The organism is Robiginitalea rubriflava (assembly GCF_052540725.1).
In genome coordinates, this window is sequence record NZ_CP199309.1 from 2849298 (window position 1) to 2872151 (window position 22854).

The window sequence follows — 22854 nt, forward strand, 5'->3', positions numbered from 1 at the left end:
GGGCCGGCTTAAAGCTTCTTTCTTTACAATTGCTCATTGCCGGTCACATTTATTATTTTAGAGGTAGAATCTCCAGCCTCATTAATGACTCCGATTGCACCAGGTGTTTCAGCCACGAATGCCTCCAGTTCGCGTTCTGAGGTAAAAAAGGTAGGCGCTTTAAGTCTGCCCTGAAAAACCAGTGCCAGGAAATATTTATTCAATTCGTTAGGGCTCATATTGTAGATCCGCTCGCAGATTTCCTTTCCGGTTGGAGTATTTGATTTCATCAATGCAATTACAACCCTCTTGCCATCATCCCATCTGAGCTTTTCCCCACGTAAAACGGATTTTAGCTGATTAAAAGTCAACTCATCCGGAACGGATTGCTCGTTCCCTATCACCACAAGAGGCATTTCCTGGGCGTGCAGCCCTTTGGGCATCACGAAGCCCAGAAAGGCTATCAGCAGTAATTTGAAAAGAATCCTGTTCATAAAATTTTCGTTAAAAGCCTATCGCAATCTGCAATTTAACCGTGTTAATATTGTCCGATAAACTAATACTTTCATGCTGGTACTCCAATTTGACGACGGCCAGGTAATTGATTTCATAACGCACTCCTGTTACCAAGGAGGTTACATCGCTGTTGTTATAATACAATTCCTCATCCTCAAAATCCAGACAATCTACCCGAAAATAGGGTACTATTTTATCTTTAAAACGGTATCCCGCATAAAAATAGGAAGTCATGGAGTTGAGGCTTCCCGTACTTTCTGCTTTATTTACTGCATAGGTGGCCTCCGTCAGAACTTCCAGTTTTTTACCAAAATAAGCAAAGGAGGCTGTGTACAGCTGCTGTCGGATTTCCTCTTCCAAATCAGTCTGTGGGCTGTGGTGGTCCTCTTCAGCCAGAGGCGAAATACGGTCGTTGTAAAACGTAGCACCAATACGCATCCGGTCCATTGGACGGATATGTATGGCTGCCGTCAGCGATTTATAAGTATCGTTATCTTCCAGATCTCCCGAACCTATGCCATTACCTACCATCAGGTCATACCCAAAGCGAAGTTTACCCAGGTTCATCCCCTGCAGGGAAGCCCCTGTAGTGTGTAAGGGGATTATATTACGTCGAAAAAGATAGGGCCGGTCTATGGTCGGGAAGAAAACCCTTCCATGGTGGTAGGAATCATTCCAGTAATTCAGGGGCGTATGGTGCTTTCCAATCAAAAAACTGTGGTTCCCGTAGTAATTGTATCTAAAAATTACCCTTTCTACGCTAACTTCAAAATCCTTTTTCCCCCGGTCATACCGAAAAACCGTTTCTCCCAGAAAAGAAATCCGGTCATTGATTTCAGAGGTAATGAACAGGTCGTACTCACCCAGTTCGAAACTAACCTTATCATCTCTCAGAAATGAGTTTACATGAACAAATCCCCGGATTTGGGTTTCCTGGGCAAAAAGGGAGCCACTAAGAGTGATGATTGCCGTAAAGAACAGGTAATTAAATAGTTTCATTACTTGTATTAGGTAAATAACCGGGTACTGCGCTTGCAGTACTCATCCGGTTAACTACAGTTTAGCTATTTCGGTTTTCGCGTTCCGTATGCTTTATTTGGGGGGAATTAAATTCTAAGATAAGTTAAAGAAATCTAAAAACAGCAAGAGTTTTCCGAATTCGTTCAGGTTTTCTTTTTATGTCACGAATATAGCCCCAACGGCAGTTTATTGAAATTTTCGAATTAGATGATAGGTGAACAATATAATTTCCCTGTAATTTTCCTTACTGATCTTTTCATCGATGCCATGAAATCGTTTCATACTTTCAGGACCTATACGAATGGGATAAAAACGATACACATCTTCAGAGATATCGTAGAAATAACGAGCGTCTGTCCCTCCGCCAACCAGCCCCGGAACCACTATTGAATTTGGGAAAACAGATCGAATGGTTTGTTCCAGATTGCTGTAGGCATCCGACTCAATACCGGAAACAGGGGAGGGGTTCGTTAGAAAACCGACCGTTTCCACCCTTATTTTATCACTAATGGTTGCCTCAATATGCTTCCTTACTGTTTCAATGCTTTCCCCCGGCAGTATCCTGAAGTTAATGGTGGCCTCTGCAATGGTGGGGATCACGTTATTCTTTACACCTCCTCCAATAATAGTTGGAGCTGTTGTGGTATGTGAATTCAGCGCTTTGAGGATTGGTGACTTAAACAACCAGGGGTTGGCAAAGGCCATCCTTTTGAAAAAGGGGAGTTCGGCTCCCATATATTCTAATTGGTAATCTACTGGTTTTACTAATTTATAAGGTAACTGGTTATTCTCCAGGTCTACAATGGCCTGTGCCAGCATACCTATAGTATTTTCGCGCGGTGGTCTGGAACTGTGTCCTCCATTGGTCTCAACTACGAGCCTGAAAGATGCAAAACCTTTTTCAGCCAGGTTTACCATGGCTACAGGTGGTTCAATACCGGGCACCATATTTTCCGCAAGGAAACCTCCCTCATCAAGTGTCATGGCAGCCCTTACACCCTTTTTTTTCAAATAGGCTGCAATCTGCGCTGCGCCGTTTTTACCACCAACCTCCTCATCATGCCCGAATGCCAGGTAGATGGTTTGTGAAGGGGCAAACCCCTCTTTCAGCAACATCTCAACACTTTCCATCACGGCCATCAGCGAGCTCTTGTCATCCATGGTGCCCCTGCCAATAATGTGCGAATCAGTTATTTCCCCTTCAAACGGCCCTGCTTCCCATTTGTCGATAGTGGGCTGGTCTACAGGCACTACATCCTGATGCGACATTAGAATAATTGGCTTTTTATACGGCTGAGTACCTTCCCAGGTATAGAGCAGGCTGTATTCATTTACTTTTTCTAAGTGCAGGTTTTGATGCAATAAGGGAAAGGTTTGGCTCAGAAACGCGTGGAATCCATTAAATGCGGCAGAATCCGGCACACTTTCCTCGCTGTATGAAACGGTTCGAAACCGAACCGCCCCGGAAAGGTTTTGGTATACCTGCCCGGGAATTTCTATTTCTGGCAAAGGTTCCGGGTCTAATTGCCGTGACTTTAACGACAGGGTATTGAAAATCAGGACCGCCGCGAGCACAACAATGAGGCCGAGCAACAAATAGAGTGTTTTTTTCATGAGGATGAAAGATTAGTTGGTTTTGGTGCCGGAAAGATAAACAGTTTTACAAATTCCAATTAAGGAAGGCGGTAAAATATAAATGCCCCGAAGCAGAGGAAGTTGTTTATTTTCCATAGCGTCGGTGATAGCTATATGCGGCAAGGCTCCCGCAAATTGAAAAGCCGGCAAGCATCCAGAATACCTGCTGATGCCCAGCTGCTCCCGGGGATCTATCCAGGAAATATCCCATGGCAGGCCCGGCAAAAATATCCGGGGTAAAGCCTACAAGGGAAATTATTCCGACAGCCGTTCCCGTCAGCACCAATGGGATTTTCCCGCTTTGCATTACCCCAAAATAAAGAGCCCTGGCAGCATAGACCCCGGTTGCCACAATTAATATGGATACAAAAAATAAAAGGGTGGTATTGGCATTTATTAAGCCCGTTGCAAATAGAAGGGCTCCAATAGTGGCAATAATGGAACTGCAGAGGAGCCAGAACGTAATACGGCCACGATCTGCCAGGATTCCTATTAACACCCCAACTACTGGTCTAATAAACAAGAGGAAAGTGCCCAGCTGTGCTGCCTGTATCTGGTCGTACAACATCACGTCCTGGGCGTATAAGGAGAAGACATCCGTTATTTTATAGCCTACATAGGCACAGAGGATAATAACCATAAGCAGCCAGACGGCCGGCTGTCGCAACACCTCTCGTACCTGAGTCAGACTAATGCGGTCCAGGACAATGACCCTTTCAAGCTTTTGATCCAGTTTCATGCAAAACCACACCAGGAGGCCAACAACCAAAACGATTCCAGAAGAAGCCAGAATAACATAGCGAAAGGCCTCCTGATTTTGAACTTGCGTTGCCCGGGAAACGTCTACAGGTAAAAACCAGGAGAATACCAGTACCCCAAGTGCTCCAAACAAAGCCCCTACCAGCCCGCGCCCCCCGTCCAAAAAGCCAAATGCTTTTCCCTGGGAAGCCGTGCCACCCCAAACCCGTGTTGCTTTAATCATGGGAGCCCAGAACAGAAAGATGGTGGTAAACCCCCAGTATCCGTAAAGCAACCGAAGGGTCTTAAATTCAGGGAATGTCGCAAATAATAACCCTCCAAGGGCGGTAGTCCATAAAGCAAATGCAATAAGCTTTCTGGGCGGGTATTTGTCCGCCAGCGGGCCTCCGAAGGGATAAGATAAAAGTGCTACAGCGCCATAAACCGAAAAACACAGCCCCAATTCAACATTGTTGAGATTGAAGGCTTGTAACACCGTGGGCCGAAAAACCCTCGGGATTACAAAGGGAAGAATAAATACAGATTCTCCGGCAAGGATCAATAACAATAAATAAAACCAGGGTGCTTTACCGTTGGGCATTCAGGAAAGGTTTAATGTATTTGTAAAGGGAAAGAGTATTTTGAAGTTTTACAGGCTATTCCCGCAAATTGCTATTATTCCGGGCCATTTTTTTTATTCTTTCTCGATTTTCGATACTGTATTAAGAGTCGTACCCCCAGTCTGGCAAAGAGGATAATGGCGATAAGGGTTACGATATTGATGGCATCCATCAGCTAAAAAATTAAATCCATTGGACATTTCAGCCTGTTTTTCCATCCCCGTCAATATCTTTTGATAAATGCGTTTCCAGGGCTACCAGGGTTTTTTTTAGTAAAGCCCGGGTTGCCAGGAGTTCTTCTTCCAATTGGCTCACCCTTTCTTCAAGATTTTTCGCATTTTTTTCCTGCTTTTCCAATTCTTCCTGCTGCAGCAGGTCCCAAAAGATTCCCATAATAAACTATTTTGCAAAACGAGTATTTCCTGAACTATTAGATTCCGATACCGTTTCCTTATTCATGTCTTTGATAAATCAGCACATAAGATATTTTAATATAATTCCGCTGGTTTAAATTCTAAACAAGTTACTGATTTAATCCATAGCAATCCTGGTTCAGATTTCTTAAAGCACAAAACTGCCCGTGCTAAGGCCAAATTTGTATGACATTTCTCATAAACTTTCTGCAGCGGATTGACTAGGTTTATCAAAGTAAAAATTGGGGAAATCCAAAACAGATATGCTCCGGTAACTGAATCTAAATCACTGACTAAATGAAAATCGGCATACTAAAGGAAACGCAAAAAGGCGAGAAGCGCGTGAGTATCTCGCCCAGGATTGCAAGTCAATTAATCAGTAAGGGATTCGAGGTAATTGTTGAAGAAGGAGCAGGGGAAAACTCCTCATTTAAAAATTCTTATTACCGGGAGATCGGGGCCCAGGTGGAGAAAAGGGGAGTGGTCTTTAAAGAAGCAGATGTGCTGGTGAAGATAAATCCCTTTGACAGGGAAGACCTGAAATTAGTTCGTGAGGGACAGGTCCTGATCGCGCAGCTCTTTCACAGGACGCATAAAGAGCTCATCCGGGAAATGGCTTCCCTGGGGGTGTCGGCATTTTCAATGGATGCCATGCCCAGAATATCGAGGGCTCAGGAAATGGATGTTTTAAGCTCTCAGAGTAACCTGGCCGGATATAAGGCGGTAATTCTGGGGGCTTTTTTAATGAAACGCATTATGCCCTTAATGATGACAGCTGCTGGCACCATAAAACCTGCCAGGGTATTTATCTATGGGGTAGGGGTAGCAGGCTTACAGGCAATTGCAACTGCCAAAAGATTGGGGGCTTTGGTGACAGCAACTGATATCCGTCCGGAGACAAAGGAACAGGCCGAATCCCTGGGTGCGCAATTCATATTAGTCGAAAACGGCCGGCAAATCACCGGGGATGGCTATGCCCGTGAGGCAACGGAAGAATTTGCCGAAAAGCAGAAAAAGGCCGTCAATGATTCTTTGTTTTTAGCAGACCTGGTGATTACCACGGCCAGTGTGCCTGGTAAAAAGGCACCTTTGCTCATTACGCGGGAACAGGTTGAACAAATGAAAAACGGCGCCGTGCTAATAGACCTGGCTGCCGATCAGGGCGGGAATTGCGAATTGAGTAAAATGCACAAGACCAAAGTGTATAAAGGCGTTACCATAGTAGGCACTACCATTGCACCAGAGAGTGTCTCCACGCATGCCAGTGACCTTTATGCCAAAAATATATTCAACTTCATCCTTCATTTAACCAGTGACAACAAGTTCAAATGGGATATGGAAGATGATATTACCCGTGGAACCCTGATTTTGCGAAACGGGGAAATACTTATTGATTAATAGCAGATCGTATGGAAGTTTTAAACGAATTTATCAGCCTGAACCTCGACAGCATTTACATCTTAATCCTGGCCATATTTGTGGGAGTGGAGGTTATTAAACATATCCCGGCCGTGCTGCACACCCCCTTGATGTCCGGGGCAAACGCCCTTAGTGGGGTAGTGGTGGTGGGGGCATTGCTGATTATGCTTCAGTCTGACCCGGAAGATTACCTTTCGCTGGGTTTGGGTTTTGTGGCGGTGGTCCTGGGGATTCTCAATGTAGTTGGCGGATTTGCGGTTACCGGCAGGATGCTTGAAATGTTTAAAAAGAAGGACAAATGAACGGAATACTAAGTATCATATACCTGATTTCCACGATTACATTTATCGTCGGGCTTAAAGAATTAGGCCACCCTAAAACAGCCAAAAGGGGAAACAGGATAGCTGCTATTGGGATGGCCCTGGCAATTTTGGGAACCCTGGTCCTTCATGATTATCAGGTTGCTCCGAAAATATACTTGCTTATCGGAGCTGCTATTTTACTGGGTGCCCTGCTGGGAACAGGTATGGCCATAAAAGTAAAAATGACAAAAATGCCAGAGCTGGTCTCCCTCTTCAATGGTTTTGGAGGAGCCAGTGCTGCCCTCATTGGGTTGGTGGCGTTTAAAGATATAACTGCAGACCCCGTGGAACAGGCAACAGTACTGTCGGGAATAATAATAGGCTCGCTTACTTTTTCCGGAAGTATTGTGGCCTGGGGAAAACTGGACGGGACCATCCGAAGCCTGATCAGACTTCCCGGACAGCAACTGCTCAACAACATCTTATTCGTTTTTCTGATTATTGTGGCTGTTTTGATGGTTACAGGCGGATGGCAGAATCCTGTGATTGTATACGCCCTGTTAGCCGGTAGCTTGCTTTATGGGGCACTATTTGTTTTACCCATTGGAGGCGCAGACATGCCTGTTGTCATTTCCCTGCTAAATTCACTCACTGGTATTGCTGCGGCTATCACCGGGGTCTTATATGACAATACAGTTATGTTGATTGGTGGTATCCTGGTGGGTTCTGCGGGTATCATCCTTACAATCGCCATGTGCCGGGCGATGAACCGTACCTTAGGCGCTGTAATTTTTGGTTCCTTTGGAGGGGACGATATTGAAACGGATTCTGCTGCAAATACGGGAACCGTAAAAAAAACAACTGCTGAGGATTGTGCCATTTTACTCAATTATGCCAATAATGTGGTTATCGTTCCCGGCTATGGCCTTGCTGTTGCTCAGGCCCAGCATATAATTCATGAAATGGAAGAAGTTTTGACCAGCCGGGGGGTGCAAGTAAGTTATGCAATTCACCCGGTGGCCGGCCGTATGCCGGGTCATATGAATGTTCTGCTTGCCGAGAGCAATGTGGATTATGCCCTCCTTAAGGAAATGTCAGATATCAATCCGCAATTTGCACATACCGATGTCGTTTTTGTGGTTGGGGCGAACGATGTGGTGAACCCGGCGGCCCTGAAGAATCCGAATAGCCCTATTTACGGGATGCCCATACTGGAGGTTGAAAATGCCCGGCAAATAATTGTGAATAAAAGGAGCATGAGCTTCGGGTATGCAGGTATTGACAATGAGCTGTTTTACAATACCAAAACATCCATGCTTTTCGGCGATGCCAAAAAGGCCATTAGCGATATAGTGGAAGCCCTCAAAAGGATGTAGGGCACATAATATCCCGGCATTTCAAAGTAAAAGCCCGGCCAATTGGCCGGGCTTTATTTATTTATGAATTTAATTATATAAATGGAAAAGCAGCTAAAGTGATCTAAAATCTGTTTGACTTGGGCTTTAACCTATAGGTTCAGCAGGTGGAAGCCCCATTTCCTTTATCAATTCGGCAAAACGAGGGTCTTTGCGAACGGCTTCTTCCCGCTGCAGCACACGTATCCATGGATAAAAAGCATGGCCCTTGGCAGATTGCAGCCGTTCGAAACCCTTGTCGATATCTCCGGCGCTAAAATACAGCTGTGCCAGACATAGTGAAAAGAAGGGAGTACGCTCCCGGTTTTCCAGTTCTTCAATAATGGCCATTCCTTCTTCCCTGTGGCCGGTTTTAAATAAAATTTTACCCAGGCCAAAATGTTTGTAGCCCGAATTGATCCTCACCGCTTCCCTCATTACCTGAAGGGCGTCCTCCTCCCGCCCCATGTCCATATAGGTATTAGCCCTCACGAACATGCTAAGGGCGTTGTCATCCATCATTTGTTCGGCTTTATCCAGTTCTTTAAGTGCTTGTGTGTACTGTCCGTTCATCCGATAAAGGGCAGCCAGCCAGGAAGTGTGCATGGAAGAAAACGGATCTATTTCCTGGGCCCTTTTATGTTCGGCAATGGCTTCTTCCATACGTCCGAAAAGGGCGAGGTACCATGCACGATGGTAATGGTTATAGGCCATGTTGGGGTTGAGCTGATTGGCGCGTTTAAAAGCGTACTCAGCCAGTTCCCAGTCCCATCCAAAGTAGGTGTGGTAATGGGAGAGGGCTGCCCATCCCTCTGCATTGGTTGAGTCCAGTTGTATGGCTCGCTTGGCTGCAGCCAGCGCCTTGGGGAAAACATCAGGAGGGGGCATTAGACTATGGCCCAGGGAGATATATCCTTCGGCAAGGCCCGCATAGGCATAGGGGTCTGCCGGATTTTGATCTACTGCTTCCAGCAAGTAGACCAGTCCGCGTTTCCAATCTTCTTCTCTGGGCTGGTTCAGATAATACTTGCCCTTCAAATATAACTCGTAGGTTTCCGGTTTTACTGGTTTAATCCCCGCTTTCAGCAATTTCTGGGATTCAGATAAGCCGATTCCCAGTACGGATGACAGCTCAACAGCAATATCCTTCCAGAGCTGGCGTACTCGTGACAGGTCTTCGGTATACTTTTTATTCCAGACCGGTTCCTTTTCAAGCTGGGTTAAAAGCTGTAATTGGACTGTCAATCTGTTTTCATCGTATCCCAGAGTTCCGTGAATAAAATAATCCACGTTTTCTACCTCTTCCTTTATAAAGGAATCTTCAGGTAAAAAGCCAGCGGTAAGATATTTAGAGGAGGTAAGGCTTAAAACAGTGAGTTGCCCGAGCTCTGAAAGGGCATCGATCAGGGATTCTGTCATACCTTCTTCGTAGAATTCCGCCGTTTCAGAGCTGTCTTCTGAGATCAGCGGGATTACCGCTACCCTGATTTCGCCACCTACCGCTTTCGGAGCAGACCATTGCGATCCGGCCCAAAAGCTGGCCATCAACAGAAGCAGCACAGCAGTAATTATGGAGCCCACGATCACCTGGTTGAGCCTTCTGCTGTTTTGCAGCTGGGTTTCTGTATTGATTTCCTCTTCCGTGGTCTTATGAATACCCCCGGGAGTTAGGTCGTAAATCCAGGAGAAAGCCGTCCAGAAAACCAGGCCAATCAACAGAAGGACAAGAAGCCCCTTTTGCACGTATGCAGGGGCATTGTACAGGGGCAGGATAGTGTCTGCGAGTTGTAAGATCACCCAGGCAACAGCAAGGTAGGCCACCACAGCCTTGATGACGTTCCTTCTATTCAGTTCGGAAAAGAATTTACCAAATTTCATAAATCTGGTTTAGAGATGTAACAGTGCCTGATTGCAGCGGATCAGGTTCTCTAATTTACGGAATTATGAGCAAATACTTGAAGGGAAAGAAGAAGTATCGGGGAATAATCGTAATGGGCTGGATGGTTCTGCGAACTCGCTTTTTACATCGGGCATAATTTTTATTGCGATCCGTTTAACCATTTGAGGGCCCGCTTCCGGCTTCCGAATACTTTTACCTCCCAACCCAGATTGCGACTTGAAATTTCATAAAAATTGGCTATTTGCCTGGCATTAAGATCCGCAGGCTCTAATACGGCAATCCGGATTGAGGGGTGAAGCCCCCATTTGGTGTAATATTTGTAGGGTAGTTTAAATATTTCGGCAGGAGAGGAATCCGTAGTGAAATCTTTCGTGATAACCAGCAATTTGTACAGCTTTAGCCGCTGTGACTCTCTTATAAAGGCTTCACTGGCTTTAAAAATAGACTCCGCGGAGTGTTTCCCTGTAAAATTGAGAAGCAATACCTGTAACTCTTCACTATGTGAGACATCCCAATGCATATTGTGCTATAATTGGGGGCTCGGTTGTCATCTGAAGATAACATTTATTCGTAAAGTTTACAACCGTATGGCTGGGAAGATTGAAATAAATCAGAGGCTGATCAAATTATCTTATTTTATGTCATAAATAGCTTACAAAAACAATCAGAAAACACTGATAATTTTAAAATAAGGCCCTTTCAACAGCCAAGCTTTTTTAGATATACAGCTCTTTAAGGCCCTTTGTAAAGGTAGCCACTTCCTCCAGGGTACCCGTGCTGATTCGCGCCCAATTGTATAAGGGAGGGAAAGGCCTGCCTATTTGCACACCCTTTTCGGCCATTCTTGGAATTAATTCGGAAATATGCCTGCCGCTTTCAAAGAAAACGAAATTGGTATGCGAAGGGATATAGCGAAGCCCCAGTTCATTGAGGGTTTTATAAATAAGTTCTTTGCCTTTCTCATTTTGGGTGATACTGAATTTGTAGAATTCAACATCTTTCAGTGCCGCTTTAGCAGCCTGAATCGCAAGGGTATTCGTGTTTGCCATCAAAGAATCCTGCAATCTTCTGGCTATATCCGGACGGGCTACCAGATATCCGATGCGCAAACCGGCAAGGCCGAAAACCTTGGAAAAGGTCTTGGAAACAATAACATTTCTTCCTTCCTTCACAAGACTAACCATTGAAGGATAATCTGGCTCGCTGATATAATCGTAATAAGCCTCATCGCTAAAAACTACCGCCTTGCTTTCCATGGAAAGGCAAAAATCCTTCAGTTCCCCGGGGTTCAATAAAGTGCCGGATGGGTTATTGGGATTACATAAAAAAATCAGGCGGGTTTTGCTGTTGACCCTTCGCGACATCGCCTGCAGGTCATGTTCCAGCTTATCATTCAGGGGTACGCGGTGCACATATGCCCCGAAAAGCTCTGCATATCTCAGCAGGGCCTGGAAGGTGGGATCGGCTGCCACAATTTCTCCCCTTCCCAAACCATAGACCAAACCGCAGGCTTTAAGGCCCTCGGTGGAGCCACCGGTAATAACAATACAATCTTCGCTTACCTCTTCTTTTTTGGCAATCATTCTAACCAGTTCCTTGATATACTGGAAAGGATAGCGGCATCCCAGATCGAAATCCTGTTGCATTGCTGCACGGACTGCTTCAGAAGGGCCATAAGGGTTTTCGTTTGAATTTAACTTAGCCAGAGGGGCTAAGGGTCTTTTCCCAGGACGATACGTTTCCTGCGCAAGTGAAGGTAATCCCCCGAGCAGAGTGAAACCACCACCCAGGGCAATGGTTTTGAGCCAATTTCTTCGATCAGTTGTATTCATGCCTTTATTGCTTTAGGCAAAAGATACAAATTATCCGTTTAGTTCGGCTAATAATTGAGATGTGGACCAGAGGGGAGGGCCTACAGGCGGTAAAGGGTATTGCTTATCAGGATGGCAATGATCAGAACTACCATGGCCAGGTTTACCGTAATGGCTATGACCTTTTTTTCTGTAAGGGGTTCATTCAGGCCTTTTACGATATAAATGGTACCGAACAACCCGAGTATTCCTGAAATAACAATCGGTAGGCCAAAAAGCAATTTCGAGAGGGTAGATTGCAGATTGATCATTATGGACACTGCCGCAAAAGTCAGTAAAATTAGGATGAATTTGCTCATGCGATAAGATCGCTCTGTATAATTGATTTCTGCCTCCATAACTTTCCTTGTTTATGATGATTTAGATTACTTTGAGATTGTTTCTCAATCCTTCTGTAATGCCCAAAATCGTTTCGACAGTATCCTTCAGGTTGTTCCGGATAATAACCCTTGGAATACGAATTGTTGTGAATTCATCCTGGTGATCACAGCATTTTTGCTCCAATTCGTACAAAGCCTGCTCACAGGTAATATTTTCGAAACCAGTGTCTATTTCTATGTTCAATTTCACCCTTGAAATAGCCAGGTCCACAGTTTTCTTTCCGTCCCACCAGGCCAGCATGGGCTTAACCCCGGCCTGTATTAGGCCATAATAAAGGGTTATTGCCTCAGCAGAACTGTGTTGACGCCGTATCAGCTGTTCCATCCGCTTTCTGTGAGCGGGGCACAATTCTACCTTGAAAAGATCCATAGCTTGCCTGTGATCCAGGTAACTCAATTCCTTATTGCATTCGATGCATGTCATTGTCGTAGGTTCGATTTAAAGGATTCGGGATAGTTATAACCTGAAGTTTTGAGGATTATTTTAAAAATTCGATGTATGACCACCCACTTTTAGACGAACGACCATTTTCTAGATGAAATGCACCTTTTTTGCAACTTTTACCATCCAAAGAAGGATGTTTTGCTTTCACAGAAACCTCATATATTTACAAAAAGCGCCTTAACCATCCCTCAAGCATGATAAAACGCCCTGGCCCCGGAATGCTAATAGCGGCTGCCTTTATTGGCCCGGGAACCGTTACTACCTGTATACGCGCAGGGGTAACCGACGGGTTTAGCCTGCTTTGGGCCTTGCTTTTATCCATTTTTGCCACTGTAGTATTGCAGGAAATGGCCGGCAGGCTTGGACTCATTAGCCGGCAGGGACTGGCTTCAGCCGTAAAGCAGCGGTTGCGAATACCCTTGTTAAAAACGCTTTTCGTATCCATTATCCTTATCGCGATAGTACTGGGCAATGCCGCCTATGAAGCGGGAAACATAGCCGGAGCCGTCCTGGGCCTTGAAGGTCTTGCCGGCAGGGAGGGCATTGATGTATTTCCATGGCTCATTGCAATACTGGCTTTTATATTGCTTTGGAATGGGAACAATAAATTTCTGGAGCGTGTCTTTACAGTCCTGGTTTTGCTGATGAGTGTTTCTTTTATGATAACTGCTGTCCTTACCTTGCCTTCCGCGGAAGAATTATTTAAAGGGCTGTTTATCCCGAATCTGAATGGAGATAACATCTATATGGTTATGGCTCTTATAGGTACCACTGTGGTGCCGTATAATCTGTTTCTCTATGCCTCCCTGGTTACTGAAAAATGGTCTTCGCAAGCCAACATGGGTACGATGCGCAGTGATATTGGCTGGTCGGTAATCCTGGGGGGAATTGTCTCCATGTGTATACTGATAGCTGCTGCCGGCGCCCCAATTACTGAAGTTAAAGGGGTTATGGACCTTGCGGCCGGGCTGGAACCCATTTACGGCAGCGCAGCTCGCTATGGCCTGGGAATAGGTTTACTGGCTGCCGGGATAACCTCAGCCATTACGGCACCCCTTGCGGCAGCATATGTCGCCAATCAGTGTTTTGGTTGGCATACCGATACCAAAAACTGGCGTTTTCGAATCGTTTGGGCAGGGATTCTGTTATTTGGCGCCCTATCCCTGAGTTTGGATTTTAAGCCCCTTGAGATCATTTATACTGCTCAAATAGCCAATGCGGTGCTATTACCGGTAATTGCCCTGTTCCTGTGGTGGATTCTCAACTCGCGTACCCTTATGGGTAAATTTACCAATTCGGCATGGCAGAATATCCTGGCGGCAACGGTAATCCTCCTTGTGATAGGCCTGGCAGGCAAAAGTTTCCTGAACCATTTAAATTTTTAGGCATGGAAGTTTATCAGATAGATCTTAATTGTGATGTTGGGGAGGGAATGGGCAATGAAGCAGCTCTTTTTCCGATGATCAGTTCCTGTAATATTGCCTGTGGAGGCCATGCGGGAGATGTTCAGTCCATGAGGGAAATGGTCTCCCTGGGACTTGAATCCGGCTTACATCTTGGAGCCCATCCTTCCTATCCCGACAAAGCGCATTTTGGCCGCAGATCAATCCGCATGGGGGACATGGAGCTCCGGGATAGCATTATTCAGCAATTGGAAGCCCTGCTAAAGGTAATTGAACAGAATAAGGGCACATTGCACCACATAAAAGCACATGGGGCCCTTTACAACGATCTGGCTTCCGACCTGAATTTAGCGGAAACCTACCTCAACGCGCTGGAATCCTTTAAGGACTTTGCAATACTATACGTACCCTGTGGCTCCCCTTTTTCACGATATGCGGTTGAGAGGGGCTATCGCATCTGGCGGGAGGCTTTCGCAGATCGCGCTTACGAAGCAGACGGAAGCCTGGTTTCCAGGACAAAACCCGGGGCAGTTCTTTCTGATCCCGAAGCCGTGTTTCATCAGGTGGTTCAGATGGTAAAGGAAAAACGGGTGCGCTGTCTCGGCGGGGCATTTTTTTCTGTTGAGGCAGACACGTATTGCCTGCATGGTGATGGCCCGAATGTTTTGGAAATATTGATGTATCTTTCGAAACATTTACCAGATAATTCAATATTCCTTCGTTCGTGAGTGAGACCCCCTTTAGAATAAGAGCTTTTGGTGCACAGGCAGTTGTTTTGGAATGGCCAAGGGAGATTTCAATGGAAGTGTTGCAACAGATCCTGGGTTTTACAACCTACCTGAAAAATAAAAGACTTACTTCAGATAAATGGGAGTTAATACCTATATATCAAAGCCTTACGCTTATTAGTAAAGAAGATAAAATAGATTTGACCCGTTTTTCCCGTACCCTTAAATCGTGGTACCGGCAATACCCCAAGGATTATCAGGTAGATGTACGGCATTGGGAACTTCCAGTCTGTTACGATAAGGACTTCGGGCCGGACCTTGAGGAAGTGGCTGCTTATTTGGAAACAGATGTCGATACTTTTATAAAACGACACAGCTCTGTTACGTACCGGGTTTACGGGATCGGTTTTTTACCCGGGTTCCTCTACCTGGGAGGCATACCTGAGAGCCTGCGTATCCCCAGAAAAGCTTCTCCCAGATTAGACGTGCCAAAGGGAACTGTCGGGCTGGCAGACCGGCAAACCGGGATTTATCCACAGCAGTCTCCTGGTGGCTGGAACCTTGTTGGCAGATGTCCTGTTCCCATGTTTGACTCCAGATCAGATCCTCCCTGTTTTATTTCCCTGGGGGATACCGTCCGTTTCCGTCCTGTAAGCCGGGCGGAATATGATCTGCATAAGATTGAGGGGGAAGTAGGTATTTATAATTACAAAAAGAAATTCGGGGATGCTATTAGTTAAGGACGCCGGTTTTTATACCAGTATACAGGATCTGGGTCGCTTCCATTACCGACATTTGGGGGTGCCCGTGTCCGGGGCTATGGATTTGATCGCAGCGGCCAGGGTTAACTCCCTGCTCGAAAACGACCCCAAGGATGCAGTACTGGAAATGACCCTGAATGGTCCGATACTCGAATTTTCAGAACCGGCCTATATAGCCTTCAGCGGTGCAGAGATGCAGCTGGAGTTGAACGGGGAAGCGATTGAACTGGATCAGGCCTATTTTGTTAGTGCCGGCAGTACCCTGAATTGCGGGCATACCTCTCACGGTATCCGAACCTATATGGCCATAAAAGGGGGTTTTCAGGCCCCTGTGATTTTAGGAAGCCGGTCATTTTACTACCCCGTAACCCCTAAAAAAACGATACAGGCCTTTACGGAGATAGCCTATACACCAAATTCCGATTACGAATCAAAAGTTCTTCGGGTTTCGCATTCAAAACTATACAGGGAAACCACCCTCAAAGTTCTTCCGGGTCCGGAATACGAGTTGCTGTCTGACAGGCAGCTGGAAGCTTTGTTCTCAGGCGCGTTTACTTTAGCCAAGGAACAGGACCGGATGGCCTGTCAATTGCAGGAATTCATTGAAGGCCAAAGCCATCAGATGATAACCTCTGCAACCCTTCCGGGTACTGTACAGCTAACCCCTTCTGGAAAACTGATCATCTTGATGCGCGATGGGCAGACCACCGGTGGCTACCCGAGGATTTTGCAACTCGAGGATCACTCTGTGAATGTTCTGGCTCAGAAAAAATTCGGGGACCGGATTAACTTTCACCGGATGCCGGGCTAGACCGTGCTGTAGACCTCTTCAAAAGGAACCCTGAACCTGGGGCCGTAAACCCCGGTTTCCTCGCGATAGCCGCATCCTATAACCATATTTATCTCAGCTGTGCGGGGTAATTTCAGGAATCGTTTAATCCTAAGGGTATCGCTTCCCTCCATAGGGCAGGTATCCAATCCTCTTGCAGCCATGGAAATCATAAAATTTTGCGCCGCCAGGGCAGCGCTTTTGTGGGCAACTATACGCATATCTGACAGGCGAACCTGTCTGTAAACGGGCCTGAAAAGTCCGAGAATGTTGAATAGCAGATAGCGAAGCCATCCCAAAACCCCTAAAAACTCCATATAGATAGAGGGAATTAATTTGCGATAGTAATTAAGGGCAAAACGCTGCCTTTTACTCATCTTTTCCGGCTTCGTTTCTCCGTAGACCTCCTTCAGGAAATTGAGGTTGGCCCTGGAGCGTTTTTTCCACAGATCTTTCCGTACAACCACAACCACTAACTGGTCTGCTGTTTTGGCGGCATTCTGACCGAAGCAATATTCAACAAATTGGGTGCGTGCCGTTTCGGAACTAACATGTACAAACTCCCATAATTGCAGGTTTGAACTGGAGGGGGCCAGGATGGAATTTTCAAGGCAGAGCCGTATGATTTCAGGATCTACAGCTTTCTTTTTAAATACACGAACGGCACGTCTGTACTGAATGGCCTCGGTTACGCTTTTCTCCATGGGCTATATTTTGCAAATGCTAAAAATACTATTTCCCGCCGATAAAGCTTTATTTTCCGATTTTGATGGCAAAGAATCCCTTTTGATCTGAAACTACCCACTCCGGAATCGGTTTGAATATGGTAATATATTTTACTTAAGTTACTGATATACAGTGGTTATACTGTATTTAAACAAAAATGGATTTGTATGTACTCGATTCAATTTTCCCTGAAGGACTGCCAATCCTATATCTTTGATACAATAGCTTTTTAACAAAAAACATCAAAGCGGTAAATGCAACTGAATAAATACAGTAAAAATGTAACCCAGGACCCAACCCAACCAGCGGCTCAGGCTATGTTGTATGCCATTGGGTTGTCCGAGGAAGATTTAAACAAGCCCCTGATAGGCATCGCCAGTACCGGTTATGAAGGCAACCCCTGCAATATGCATCTCAATACCCTTGCCACCCATGTAAAAGAAGGGGTAGCCTCAAAGGATCTGGTAGGGTTGATTTTCAATACTATTGGAGTCAGTGACGGCATCTCCATGGGAACTTACGGTATGCGGTATTCCCTGCCTTCCCGGGATATTATTGCGGACTCCATGGAAACGGTAGTGCAGGCCATGAATTACGACGGCCTGATTACGGTTGTGGGATGTGACAAGAACATGCCCGGAGCCCTGATGGCGATGATCCGGCTCAACAGACCTTCCATATTGCTATATGGGGGAACGATCGCCTCAGGCTGCCTGAAAGATCAAAAACTGGATGTAGTTTCCGCTTTCGAGGCCTGGGGCCAGAAAGTAGCTGGAAACCTCAACGAAGAAGATTACAAGGCTGTTATTCAGAATGCCTGCCCTGGTGCAGGGGCCTGTGGCGGGATGTATACAGCCAATACCATGGCATCCGCCATTGAAGCTCTGGGGATGTCACTCCCATATAGTTCTTCCAATCCGGCGGTTGGGACAGAAAAGAAACAGGACTGCTTAAAAGCAGGAAAGGCTTTACGCGAGCTGCTTGAAAAGGACATCAAGCCTTTGGATATAATCTCCAAAAAATCACTGGAAAACGCGATTCGCCTGGTTGTGGTAATGGGGGGAAGCACCAATGCAGTACTGCATTTCCTGGCTATAGCCAAAGCTGCCAATATATCTTTTACCCTCGATGATTTCCAGCGAATCAGCGATGAAACCCCTTTCCTTGCGGATTTGAAACCCAGCGGGAAATACCTGATGGAAGATGTACACCGCGTTGGAGGAGTACCGGCTGTATTGAAGTTTATGCTTCAAAACGGAATGCTCCATGGAGATTGCCTTACTGTAACCGGAAAAACACTAGCTGAAAACCTGAAGGAGGTACCAGACCTAAGTGAAGGGCAGGAGGTGATCCGACCCCTTAACAACCCTATAAAGCAGACGGGGCATTTACGAATATTGTACGGCAACCTGGCCACCGAAGGGGCTGTTGCCAAAATTACCGGAAAAGAGGGCCTGCGCTTTGAAGGCCCTGCAAAGGTTTTTGAGGATGAATTTGCAGCAAATAAGGGAATTGGTGAAGGAAAGGTGCAAAAAGGGGATGTGGTCGTAATCCGCTATGAAGGGCCCAAAGGAGGTCCTGGAATGCCCGAAATGCTGAAGCCAACCTCTGCCATAATGGGCGCTGGCCTGGGCAAGGAAGTGGCCCTGATTACCGATGGAAGATTCTCCGGCGGCACACACGGATTTGTGGTTGGACATGTTTGTCCGGAAGCACAGGCCGGAGGGAACATTGCCCTGGTTCAGGATGGGGATGTCATTACAATAGATGCAGAAACCAATAGTATTACAGTAGGGCTGAGTGAAGAAGAATTACAAAGACGCCGTCAGCAATGGCGAGCACCCGAATTAAAAGTTAGCAAGGGTAGTTTATATAAATATGCCAAAACCGTTTCACCGGCCTCCAAAGGCTGCGTCACGGATGAAATTTAATCCAGAAAAAGTATGGAACAAACAAAAACCATGAAACAGGCACCTAAAACTGCGCCTCCCAAAAGAATGTGCGGAGCAGAGGCAATTATTCAATGCCTGTTGGAAGAAGGTGTGGATTTGATATACGGATACCCCGGAGGTGCCATTATGCCTGTTTACGATGAGCTATACAAATTTCAGGACCGGCTTACGCATATCCTGACCCGTCATGAGCAGGCAGCTACTCACGCTGCTCAGGGTTACGCCAGGGTTAGTGGGAAAGTTGGGGTGGCAGTGGCTACCTCTGGCCCCGGGGCTACTAATCTCGTTACCGGACTGGCCGATGCCCAGATCGATTCCACCCCCATGGTGTGTATAACCGGGCAGGTGCCCCGGCATTTGCTGGGATCAGATGCCTTTCAGGAGACGGACATTATCGGGATTTCAACCCCGGTTACCAAATGGAATTATCAGATCACCAAGGCTTCGGAAATCCCGGAGATCATGGCGAAAGCATTTTACATTGCCCGCTCAGGGCGCCCGGGGCCGGTATTGGTAGACATAACCAAAAACGCACAATTTGATGAGCTGGATTTTGAATACGGTCCCTGCAAAGGGGTCCGGAGTTATGATCCCTATCCAACTCCTGATCCCAAAGCTATTGAAGAGGCAGCAGCACTGATCAATGCGGCAAAAAAACCCTATATAGTTTTTGGTCAGGGCGTCATCCTGGGGCAGGCCGAGGAACAACTTAAGGCCCTGGTCGAAAAATCTGGTATTCCTGCGGCATGGACCATTTTAGGGCTGTCTGCCCTGGACTCAGATCACCCCCTTAATGTGGGGATGGTTGGCATGCACGGGAATTACGGCCCCAACGTGCTAACCAATGAGTGCGATCTGCTAATTGCCATAGGGATGCGGTTCGATGATCGGGTAACCGGTGACCTGAACACCTATGCCAAACAGGCCAGGATTATTCATTTTGAAATTGATCCGGCTGAGATCAACAAGAATGTAGCTGTGGACGTTGCTGTGCTAGGGGATGCACGTGAAACGCTTTCACAACTGCTGCCCAAGGTCAAAGCCAACAGCCACAAGGCCTGGGTGGAAAAATTTCATAAGCTATATAAAGAAGAATACAAGACCGTAATCGAAAAGGATTTGTTCCCAACAAAAGCCGGGCTCACCATGGGAGAGGTAATTGCACAGATCAATACGGCAACTGATCATCAGGCGGTAATTGTTTCCGATGTGGGGCAACATCAGATGATTGCCTGCCGCTATGCAAAATTTCGCGAAACAAAGAGTAATATTACCTCCGGAGGCCTTGGAACCATGGGTTTTGCACTCCCGGCGGCCATTGGAGCCAAAATGGGGGCCAGTCATCGCGAAGTAGTTGCCATTATCGGAGATGGGGGATATCAGATGACCATTCAGGAACTCGCCACCATCTTTCAGAATAAAACTGCTGTCAAAATAGTGGTCCTCAACAATGACCATCTTGGGATGGTGCGCCAATGGCAGGAATTATTTTTTGACAAGCGCTATGCTTCCACTGTTATGACCAATCCGGATTTTGTTAAAATAGCGGAGGGGTATTATATAAAAGCCAGAAGAGTAGAAGAGAGGGCCGAGCTTGCGGCTGCCGTTGCAGAAATGATCGCCTCCCCGGATCCATATTTCCTTGAAGTACGTGTGGAGAAGGAGGACAATGTGTTTCCAATGATCCCTTCCGGAGCATCGGTGTCTGATATCAGGTTAAAATAAACAATACATTAAACGACAAAATCCTGTACAAGGACTGAGCAATTATACTATGGAAAAAAAATGGTACACCATCTCGGTATATTCAGAAAACAATGTTGGATTACTGAATAGGATATCGGGTATATTTTTAAAGCGACATATTAATATAGAAAGCTTAAATGTCTCTAAATCAGAAATAGAGGAGGTTTCGAAATTTACAATAGTTGTACACACCACCAAAGAATGGACAGAGCGGATCGTCTCTCAGATCGAAAAGCAGATAGAAGTGATCAAAGCCTTCTATCACACCGATGATGAGATTATTTACCAGGAGTCTGCACTTTTTAAAATTGCCTCCCATCTCTTGTTCGATGAACGTCAGATCCAGAACATCATCAAGGAAAGCAATTCACAGATTGTTACGGTTAGCCGTGATTTTTTTATTCTCGCCAAAACGGGCAGGAGGCATGAAATTGATGAGATGCACGATGAATTGGAACCCTTCGGCATTATGCAGTTTGTACGCTCCGGAAGAATTGCCGTAACCAAGTCAGAAATGCCAATTTCCAAAATCCTGGAAGGATTTCACCATGCATAATAATTGAAAAACTAAGCTTACAAACACAAAGAAAATGACAAATTATTTTAATACCCTTTCCCTTAGGGAGCAATTACAACAACTGGGAAAATGCAGATTTATGGAAGCTTCCGAGTTTTCCGAGGGGGTAAAGGCTTTAAAAGGAAAGAAAATTGTAATTGTGGGTTGCGGAGCCCAGGGCCTGAACCAGGGCCTGAATATGAGAGATTCCGGTCTGGACATTTCCTATGCCCTGAGGGCGGCAGCCATACAGGAGAAGCGGGCCTCCTTTGTAAATGCCACTGAAAACGGATTCACCGTTGGCACCTATGAGGAACTGATTCCTTCGGCAGACCTGGTAATCAATTTAACACCGGACAAGCAGCATACAGCAGTAGTTGGTGCTGTAATGCCGCTGATGAAAAAAGGGGCAACCCTGTCTTATTCGCATGGGTTCAATATTGTAGAGGAAGGCATGCAGGTGCGCAAGGATCTGACCGTTATTATGGTAGCTCCAAAAAGCCCGGGCTCGGAGGTGCGTGAAGAATATAAAAGGGGGTTTGGGGTGCCTACGCTGATAGCCGTGCATCCTGAAAATGATCCTGAAGGCAAAGGTCTGGCCCAGGCCAAGGCCTATGCAGCAGCTACCGGAGGGCATAAAGCGGGGGTACTGGAGTCTTCCTTTGTCGCAGAGGTGAAATCAGACCTTATGGGGGAACAGACTATATTATGCGGGCTATTGCAGACCGGATCCATTCTGTGTTTTGACAAGATGGTTGCAGAAGGGATAGAACCCGCATATGCATCCAAACTGATCCAATTTGGATGGGAAACCATTACTGAGGGACTTAAATACGGAGGAATCACCAATATGATGGACCGATTATCCAACCCTGCAAAAATTGAGGCCTTTGAATTATCCGAAGAGCTGAAAGACATAATGAGGCCGCTGTTCCGAAAGCATATGGACGATATCATGAGCGGTTATTTCTCAAAAACGATGATGGAGGATTGGGCCAATGACGATAAAAACCTGCTAAGCTGGCGTGCAGCCACCGGAGAAACAGCTTTTGAAAAGACGCCGGCCGGAAAAATGGATATTTCAGAACAGGAATACTATGACAAGGGGGTTTTAATGGTTGCTTTTGTAAGAGCCGGAGTGGAGCTGGCCTATGAATCCATGACCGAATCGGGGATTATCGGGGAGTCTGCCTATTATGAGTCCCTGCACGAAACACCCCTTATTGCCAATACCATAGCCCGTAAAAAGCTATTCGAAATGAACCGGGTTATATCCGATACCGCAGAATACGGCTGTTATTTATTTGATCACGCCTGTAAGCCGCTATTGGGAGAATTTATGAAAAAGATACAAACCGATGTTATCGGAAAGTCTTATGGGGCTGAAGACGACAATGGGGTGGATAATGCGAAGTTGATAGCCGTAAATAAAGTATTGCGAACACACCCCGTAGAAGTGGTGGGAGCCCGGCTGCGTGAGTCCATGACCGCAATGAAACCCATTGTTTGAGACTGGTTACG

Annotated in this window: 22 protein-coding genes; 11 read left to right on the top strand and 11 right to left on the bottom strand. The window is 46.1% G+C overall.

The annotated features are described in order from the left end of the window. Positions 1 to 23: 23 nt before the first annotated feature. The 5 genes from ACT6NU_RS12850 to ACT6NU_RS12870 form a co-directional block, all read right to left on the bottom strand. Positions 24 to 473, bottom strand: a complete 450-nt coding sequence (locus tag ACT6NU_RS12850) for a hypothetical protein (protein WP_445382072.1) — start codon at positions 471 to 473, stop codon at positions 24 to 26. Between the two features lie 10 nt (positions 474 to 483). Beyond that, entirely contained in the window at positions 484 to 1494 is a 1011-nt protein-coding gene (locus tag ACT6NU_RS12855; RefSeq protein ID WP_445382073.1) for a hypothetical protein, read from the bottom strand. 207 nt (positions 1495 to 1701) lie between these two features. Continuing rightward, complete coding sequence (locus tag ACT6NU_RS12860) at positions 1702 to 3129, bottom strand: M20 family peptidase (RefSeq protein WP_445382074.1); 1428 nt, start codon at positions 3127 to 3129, stop codon at positions 1702 to 1704. Between the two features lie 106 nt (positions 3130 to 3235). Further along, positions 3236 to 4489, bottom strand: coding sequence for an MFS transporter (locus tag ACT6NU_RS12865; protein WP_445382075.1), 1254 nt, complete (start codon positions 4487 to 4489; stop codon positions 3236 to 3238). A 220-nt stretch (positions 4490 to 4709) separates the two neighbouring features. Beyond that, positions 4710 to 4901, bottom strand: a complete 192-nt coding sequence (locus ACT6NU_RS12870; RefSeq protein WP_445382076.1) for a hypothetical protein — start codon at positions 4899 to 4901, stop codon at positions 4710 to 4712. A 317-nt stretch (positions 4902 to 5218) separates the two neighbouring features. On the opposite strand from ACT6NU_RS12870, the gene ACT6NU_RS12875 reads away from it, so the two are divergent. From ACT6NU_RS12875 to ACT6NU_RS12885, 3 genes are read left to right on the top strand one after another with little or no spacing between them, the layout of a single operon-like run. Then, positions 5219 to 6319: a Re/Si-specific NAD(P)(+) transhydrogenase subunit alpha gene (locus tag ACT6NU_RS12875; RefSeq protein ID WP_445382077.1), complete on the top strand. Its 1101-nt coding sequence runs from the start codon at positions 5219 to 5221 to the stop codon at positions 6317 to 6319. Positions 6320 to 6330: 11 nt separating this feature from the next. Continuing rightward, positions 6331 to 6642, top strand: coding sequence for an NAD(P) transhydrogenase subunit alpha (locus tag ACT6NU_RS12880; protein ID WP_445382078.1), 312 nt, complete (start codon positions 6331 to 6333; stop codon positions 6640 to 6642). Further along, a complete protein-coding gene (locus ACT6NU_RS12885; RefSeq protein ID WP_445382079.1) occupies positions 6639 to 8018 on the top strand; it encodes an NAD(P)(+) transhydrogenase (Re/Si-specific) subunit beta in 1380 nt (459 codons plus the stop codon). Before ACT6NU_RS12880 ends, ACT6NU_RS12885 begins: the two co-directional genes overlap by 4 nt. A gap of 126 nt (positions 8019 to 8144) precedes the next feature. On the opposite strand, the gene ACT6NU_RS12890 is transcribed toward ACT6NU_RS12885, so the two are convergent. The 5 genes from ACT6NU_RS12890 to ACT6NU_RS12910 form a co-directional block, all read right to left on the bottom strand. Next, positions 8145 to 9914, bottom strand: a complete 1770-nt coding sequence (locus tag ACT6NU_RS12890) for a hypothetical protein (protein ID WP_445382080.1) — start codon at positions 9912 to 9914, stop codon at positions 8145 to 8147. A 161-nt stretch (positions 9915 to 10075) separates the two neighbouring features. Next, positions 10076 to 10456: a hypothetical protein gene (locus ACT6NU_RS12895; protein ID WP_445382081.1), complete on the bottom strand. Its 381-nt coding sequence runs from the start codon at positions 10454 to 10456 to the stop codon at positions 10076 to 10078. Positions 10457 to 10652: 196 nt separating this feature from the next. After that, on the bottom strand, positions 10653 to 11768 hold the full coding sequence (locus ACT6NU_RS12900; protein WP_445382082.1) for a pyridoxal phosphate-dependent aminotransferase: 1116 nt from the start codon (positions 11766 to 11768) through the stop codon (positions 10653 to 10655). Between the two features lie 80 nt (positions 11769 to 11848). Then, positions 11849 to 12145, bottom strand: a complete 297-nt coding sequence (locus tag ACT6NU_RS12905; protein WP_445382083.1) for a hypothetical protein — start codon at positions 12143 to 12145, stop codon at positions 11849 to 11851. A gap of 22 nt (positions 12146 to 12167) precedes the next feature. Further along, positions 12168 to 12611, bottom strand: a complete 444-nt coding sequence (locus tag ACT6NU_RS12910; protein ID WP_445382084.1) for a hypothetical protein — start codon at positions 12609 to 12611, stop codon at positions 12168 to 12170. 215 nt (positions 12612 to 12826) lie between these two features. On the opposite strand from ACT6NU_RS12910, the gene ACT6NU_RS12915 reads away from it, so the two are divergent. From ACT6NU_RS12915 to ACT6NU_RS12930, 4 genes are read left to right on the top strand one after another with little or no spacing between them, the layout of a single operon-like run. Further along, positions 12827 to 14017: an Nramp family divalent metal transporter gene (locus ACT6NU_RS12915; RefSeq protein WP_445382085.1), complete on the top strand. Its 1191-nt coding sequence runs from the start codon at positions 12827 to 12829 to the stop codon at positions 14015 to 14017. A 2-nt stretch (positions 14018 to 14019) separates the two neighbouring features. Continuing rightward, positions 14020 to 14763: a 5-oxoprolinase subunit PxpA gene (pxpA, locus tag ACT6NU_RS12920; protein ID WP_445382086.1), complete on the top strand. Its 744-nt coding sequence runs from the start codon at positions 14020 to 14022 to the stop codon at positions 14761 to 14763. Then, positions 14760 to 15503, top strand: coding sequence for a 5-oxoprolinase subunit PxpB (gene pxpB, locus ACT6NU_RS12925; protein WP_445382087.1), 744 nt, complete (start codon positions 14760 to 14762; stop codon positions 15501 to 15503). The genes pxpA and pxpB overlap by 4 nt, the downstream gene beginning before the upstream one ends. Next, complete coding sequence (locus ACT6NU_RS12930; protein ID WP_445382088.1) at positions 15490 to 16335, top strand: 5-oxoprolinase subunit C family protein; 846 nt, start codon at positions 15490 to 15492, stop codon at positions 16333 to 16335. Before pxpB ends, ACT6NU_RS12930 begins: the two co-directional genes overlap by 14 nt. Here ACT6NU_RS12930 and ACT6NU_RS12935 read toward each other — a convergent pair. Beyond that, the gene (locus ACT6NU_RS12935) at positions 16332 to 17057 is read right to left on the bottom strand and encodes a nitroreductase family protein (RefSeq protein WP_445382089.1); all 726 of its coding nucleotides are present in this window, start codon (positions 17055 to 17057) and stop codon (positions 16332 to 16334) included. The two genes, ACT6NU_RS12930 and ACT6NU_RS12935, sit on opposite strands and share 4 nt — an antisense overlap. Positions 17058 to 17333: 276 nt before the next feature. Between ACT6NU_RS12935 and ilvD the strand changes: the two genes are divergently transcribed. The 4 genes from ilvD to ilvC are packed head-to-tail and all read left to right on the top strand — an operon-like array spanning position 17334 to position 22843. After that, a complete protein-coding gene (gene ilvD, locus ACT6NU_RS12940; protein WP_445382090.1) occupies positions 17334 to 19010 on the top strand; it encodes a dihydroxy-acid dehydratase in 1677 nt (558 codons plus the stop codon). Positions 19011 to 19022: 12 nt separating this feature from the next. Then, positions 19023 to 20756, top strand: coding sequence for a biosynthetic-type acetolactate synthase large subunit (gene ilvB / locus ACT6NU_RS12945; RefSeq protein ID WP_445382091.1), 1734 nt, complete (start codon positions 19023 to 19025; stop codon positions 20754 to 20756). 49 nt (positions 20757 to 20805) lie between these two features. Further along, positions 20806 to 21333 carry an acetolactate synthase small subunit gene (gene ilvN, locus ACT6NU_RS12950; protein WP_445382092.1) on the top strand — a complete coding sequence of 176 codons (528 nt, stop codon included), beginning with the start codon at positions 20806 to 20808 and terminating at the stop codon, positions 21331 to 21333. 34 nt (positions 21334 to 21367) lie between these two features. Then, entirely contained in the window at positions 21368 to 22843 is a 1476-nt protein-coding gene (gene ilvC, locus ACT6NU_RS12955) for a ketol-acid reductoisomerase (RefSeq protein WP_445382093.1), read from the top strand. The last annotated feature ends 11 nt before the right edge of the window (positions 22844 to 22854 follow it).

Coding starts and splice junctions, on each gene's coding strand:
- ACT6NU_RS12850 (WP_445382072.1), bottom strand. CDS start 473: ATGAACAGGATTCTTTTCAAATTACTGCTGATAGCCTTTCTGGGCTTC.
- ACT6NU_RS12855 (WP_445382073.1), bottom strand. CDS start 1,494: ATGAAACTATTTAATTACCTGTTCTTTACGGCAATCATCACTCTTAGT.
- ACT6NU_RS12860 (WP_445382074.1), bottom strand. CDS start 3,129: ATGAAAAAAACACTCTATTTGTTGCTCGGCCTCATTGTTGTGCTCGCG.
- ACT6NU_RS12865 (WP_445382075.1), bottom strand. CDS start 4,489: ATGCCCAACGGTAAAGCACCCTGGTTTTATTTATTGTTATTGATCCTT.
- ACT6NU_RS12870 (WP_445382076.1), bottom strand. CDS start 4,901: ATGGGAATCTTTTGGGACCTGCTGCAGCAGGAAGAATTGGAAAAGCAG.
- ACT6NU_RS12875 (WP_445382077.1), top strand. CDS start 5,219: ATGAAAATCGGCATACTAAAGGAAACGCAAAAAGGCGAGAAGCGCGTG.
- ACT6NU_RS12880 (WP_445382078.1), top strand. CDS start 6,331: ATGGAAGTTTTAAACGAATTTATCAGCCTGAACCTCGACAGCATTTAC.
- ACT6NU_RS12885 (WP_445382079.1), top strand. CDS start 6,639: ATGAACGGAATACTAAGTATCATATACCTGATTTCCACGATTACATTT.
- ACT6NU_RS12890 (WP_445382080.1), bottom strand. CDS start 9,914: ATGAAATTTGGTAAATTCTTTTCCGAACTGAATAGAAGGAACGTCATC.
- ACT6NU_RS12895 (WP_445382081.1), bottom strand. CDS start 10,456: ATGCATTGGGATGTCTCACATAGTGAAGAGTTACAGGTATTGCTTCTC.
- ACT6NU_RS12900 (WP_445382082.1), bottom strand. CDS start 11,768: ATGAATACAACTGATCGAAGAAATTGGCTCAAAACCATTGCCCTGGGT.
- ACT6NU_RS12905 (WP_445382083.1), bottom strand. CDS start 12,145: ATGGAGGCAGAAATCAATTATACAGAGCGATCTTATCGCATGAGCAAA.
- ACT6NU_RS12910 (WP_445382084.1), bottom strand. CDS start 12,611: ATGACATGCATCGAATGCAATAAGGAATTGAGTTACCTGGATCACAGG.
- ACT6NU_RS12915 (WP_445382085.1), top strand. CDS start 12,827: ATGATAAAACGCCCTGGCCCCGGAATGCTAATAGCGGCTGCCTTTATT.
- pxpA (WP_445382086.1), top strand. CDS start 14,020: ATGGAAGTTTATCAGATAGATCTTAATTGTGATGTTGGGGAGGGAATG.
- ACT6NU_RS12930 (WP_445382088.1), top strand. CDS start 15,490: ATGCTATTAGTTAAGGACGCCGGTTTTTATACCAGTATACAGGATCTG.
- ACT6NU_RS12935 (WP_445382089.1), bottom strand. CDS start 17,057: ATGGAGAAAAGCGTAACCGAGGCCATTCAGTACAGACGTGCCGTTCGT.
- ilvD (WP_445382090.1), top strand. CDS start 17,334: ATGCAACTGAATAAATACAGTAAAAATGTAACCCAGGACCCAACCCAA.
- ilvB (WP_445382091.1), top strand. CDS start 19,023: ATGGAACAAACAAAAACCATGAAACAGGCACCTAAAACTGCGCCTCCC.
- ilvN (WP_445382092.1), top strand. CDS start 20,806: ATGGAAAAAAAATGGTACACCATCTCGGTATATTCAGAAAACAATGTT.
- ilvC (WP_445382093.1), top strand. CDS start 21,368: ATGACAAATTATTTTAATACCCTTTCCCTTAGGGAGCAATTACAACAA.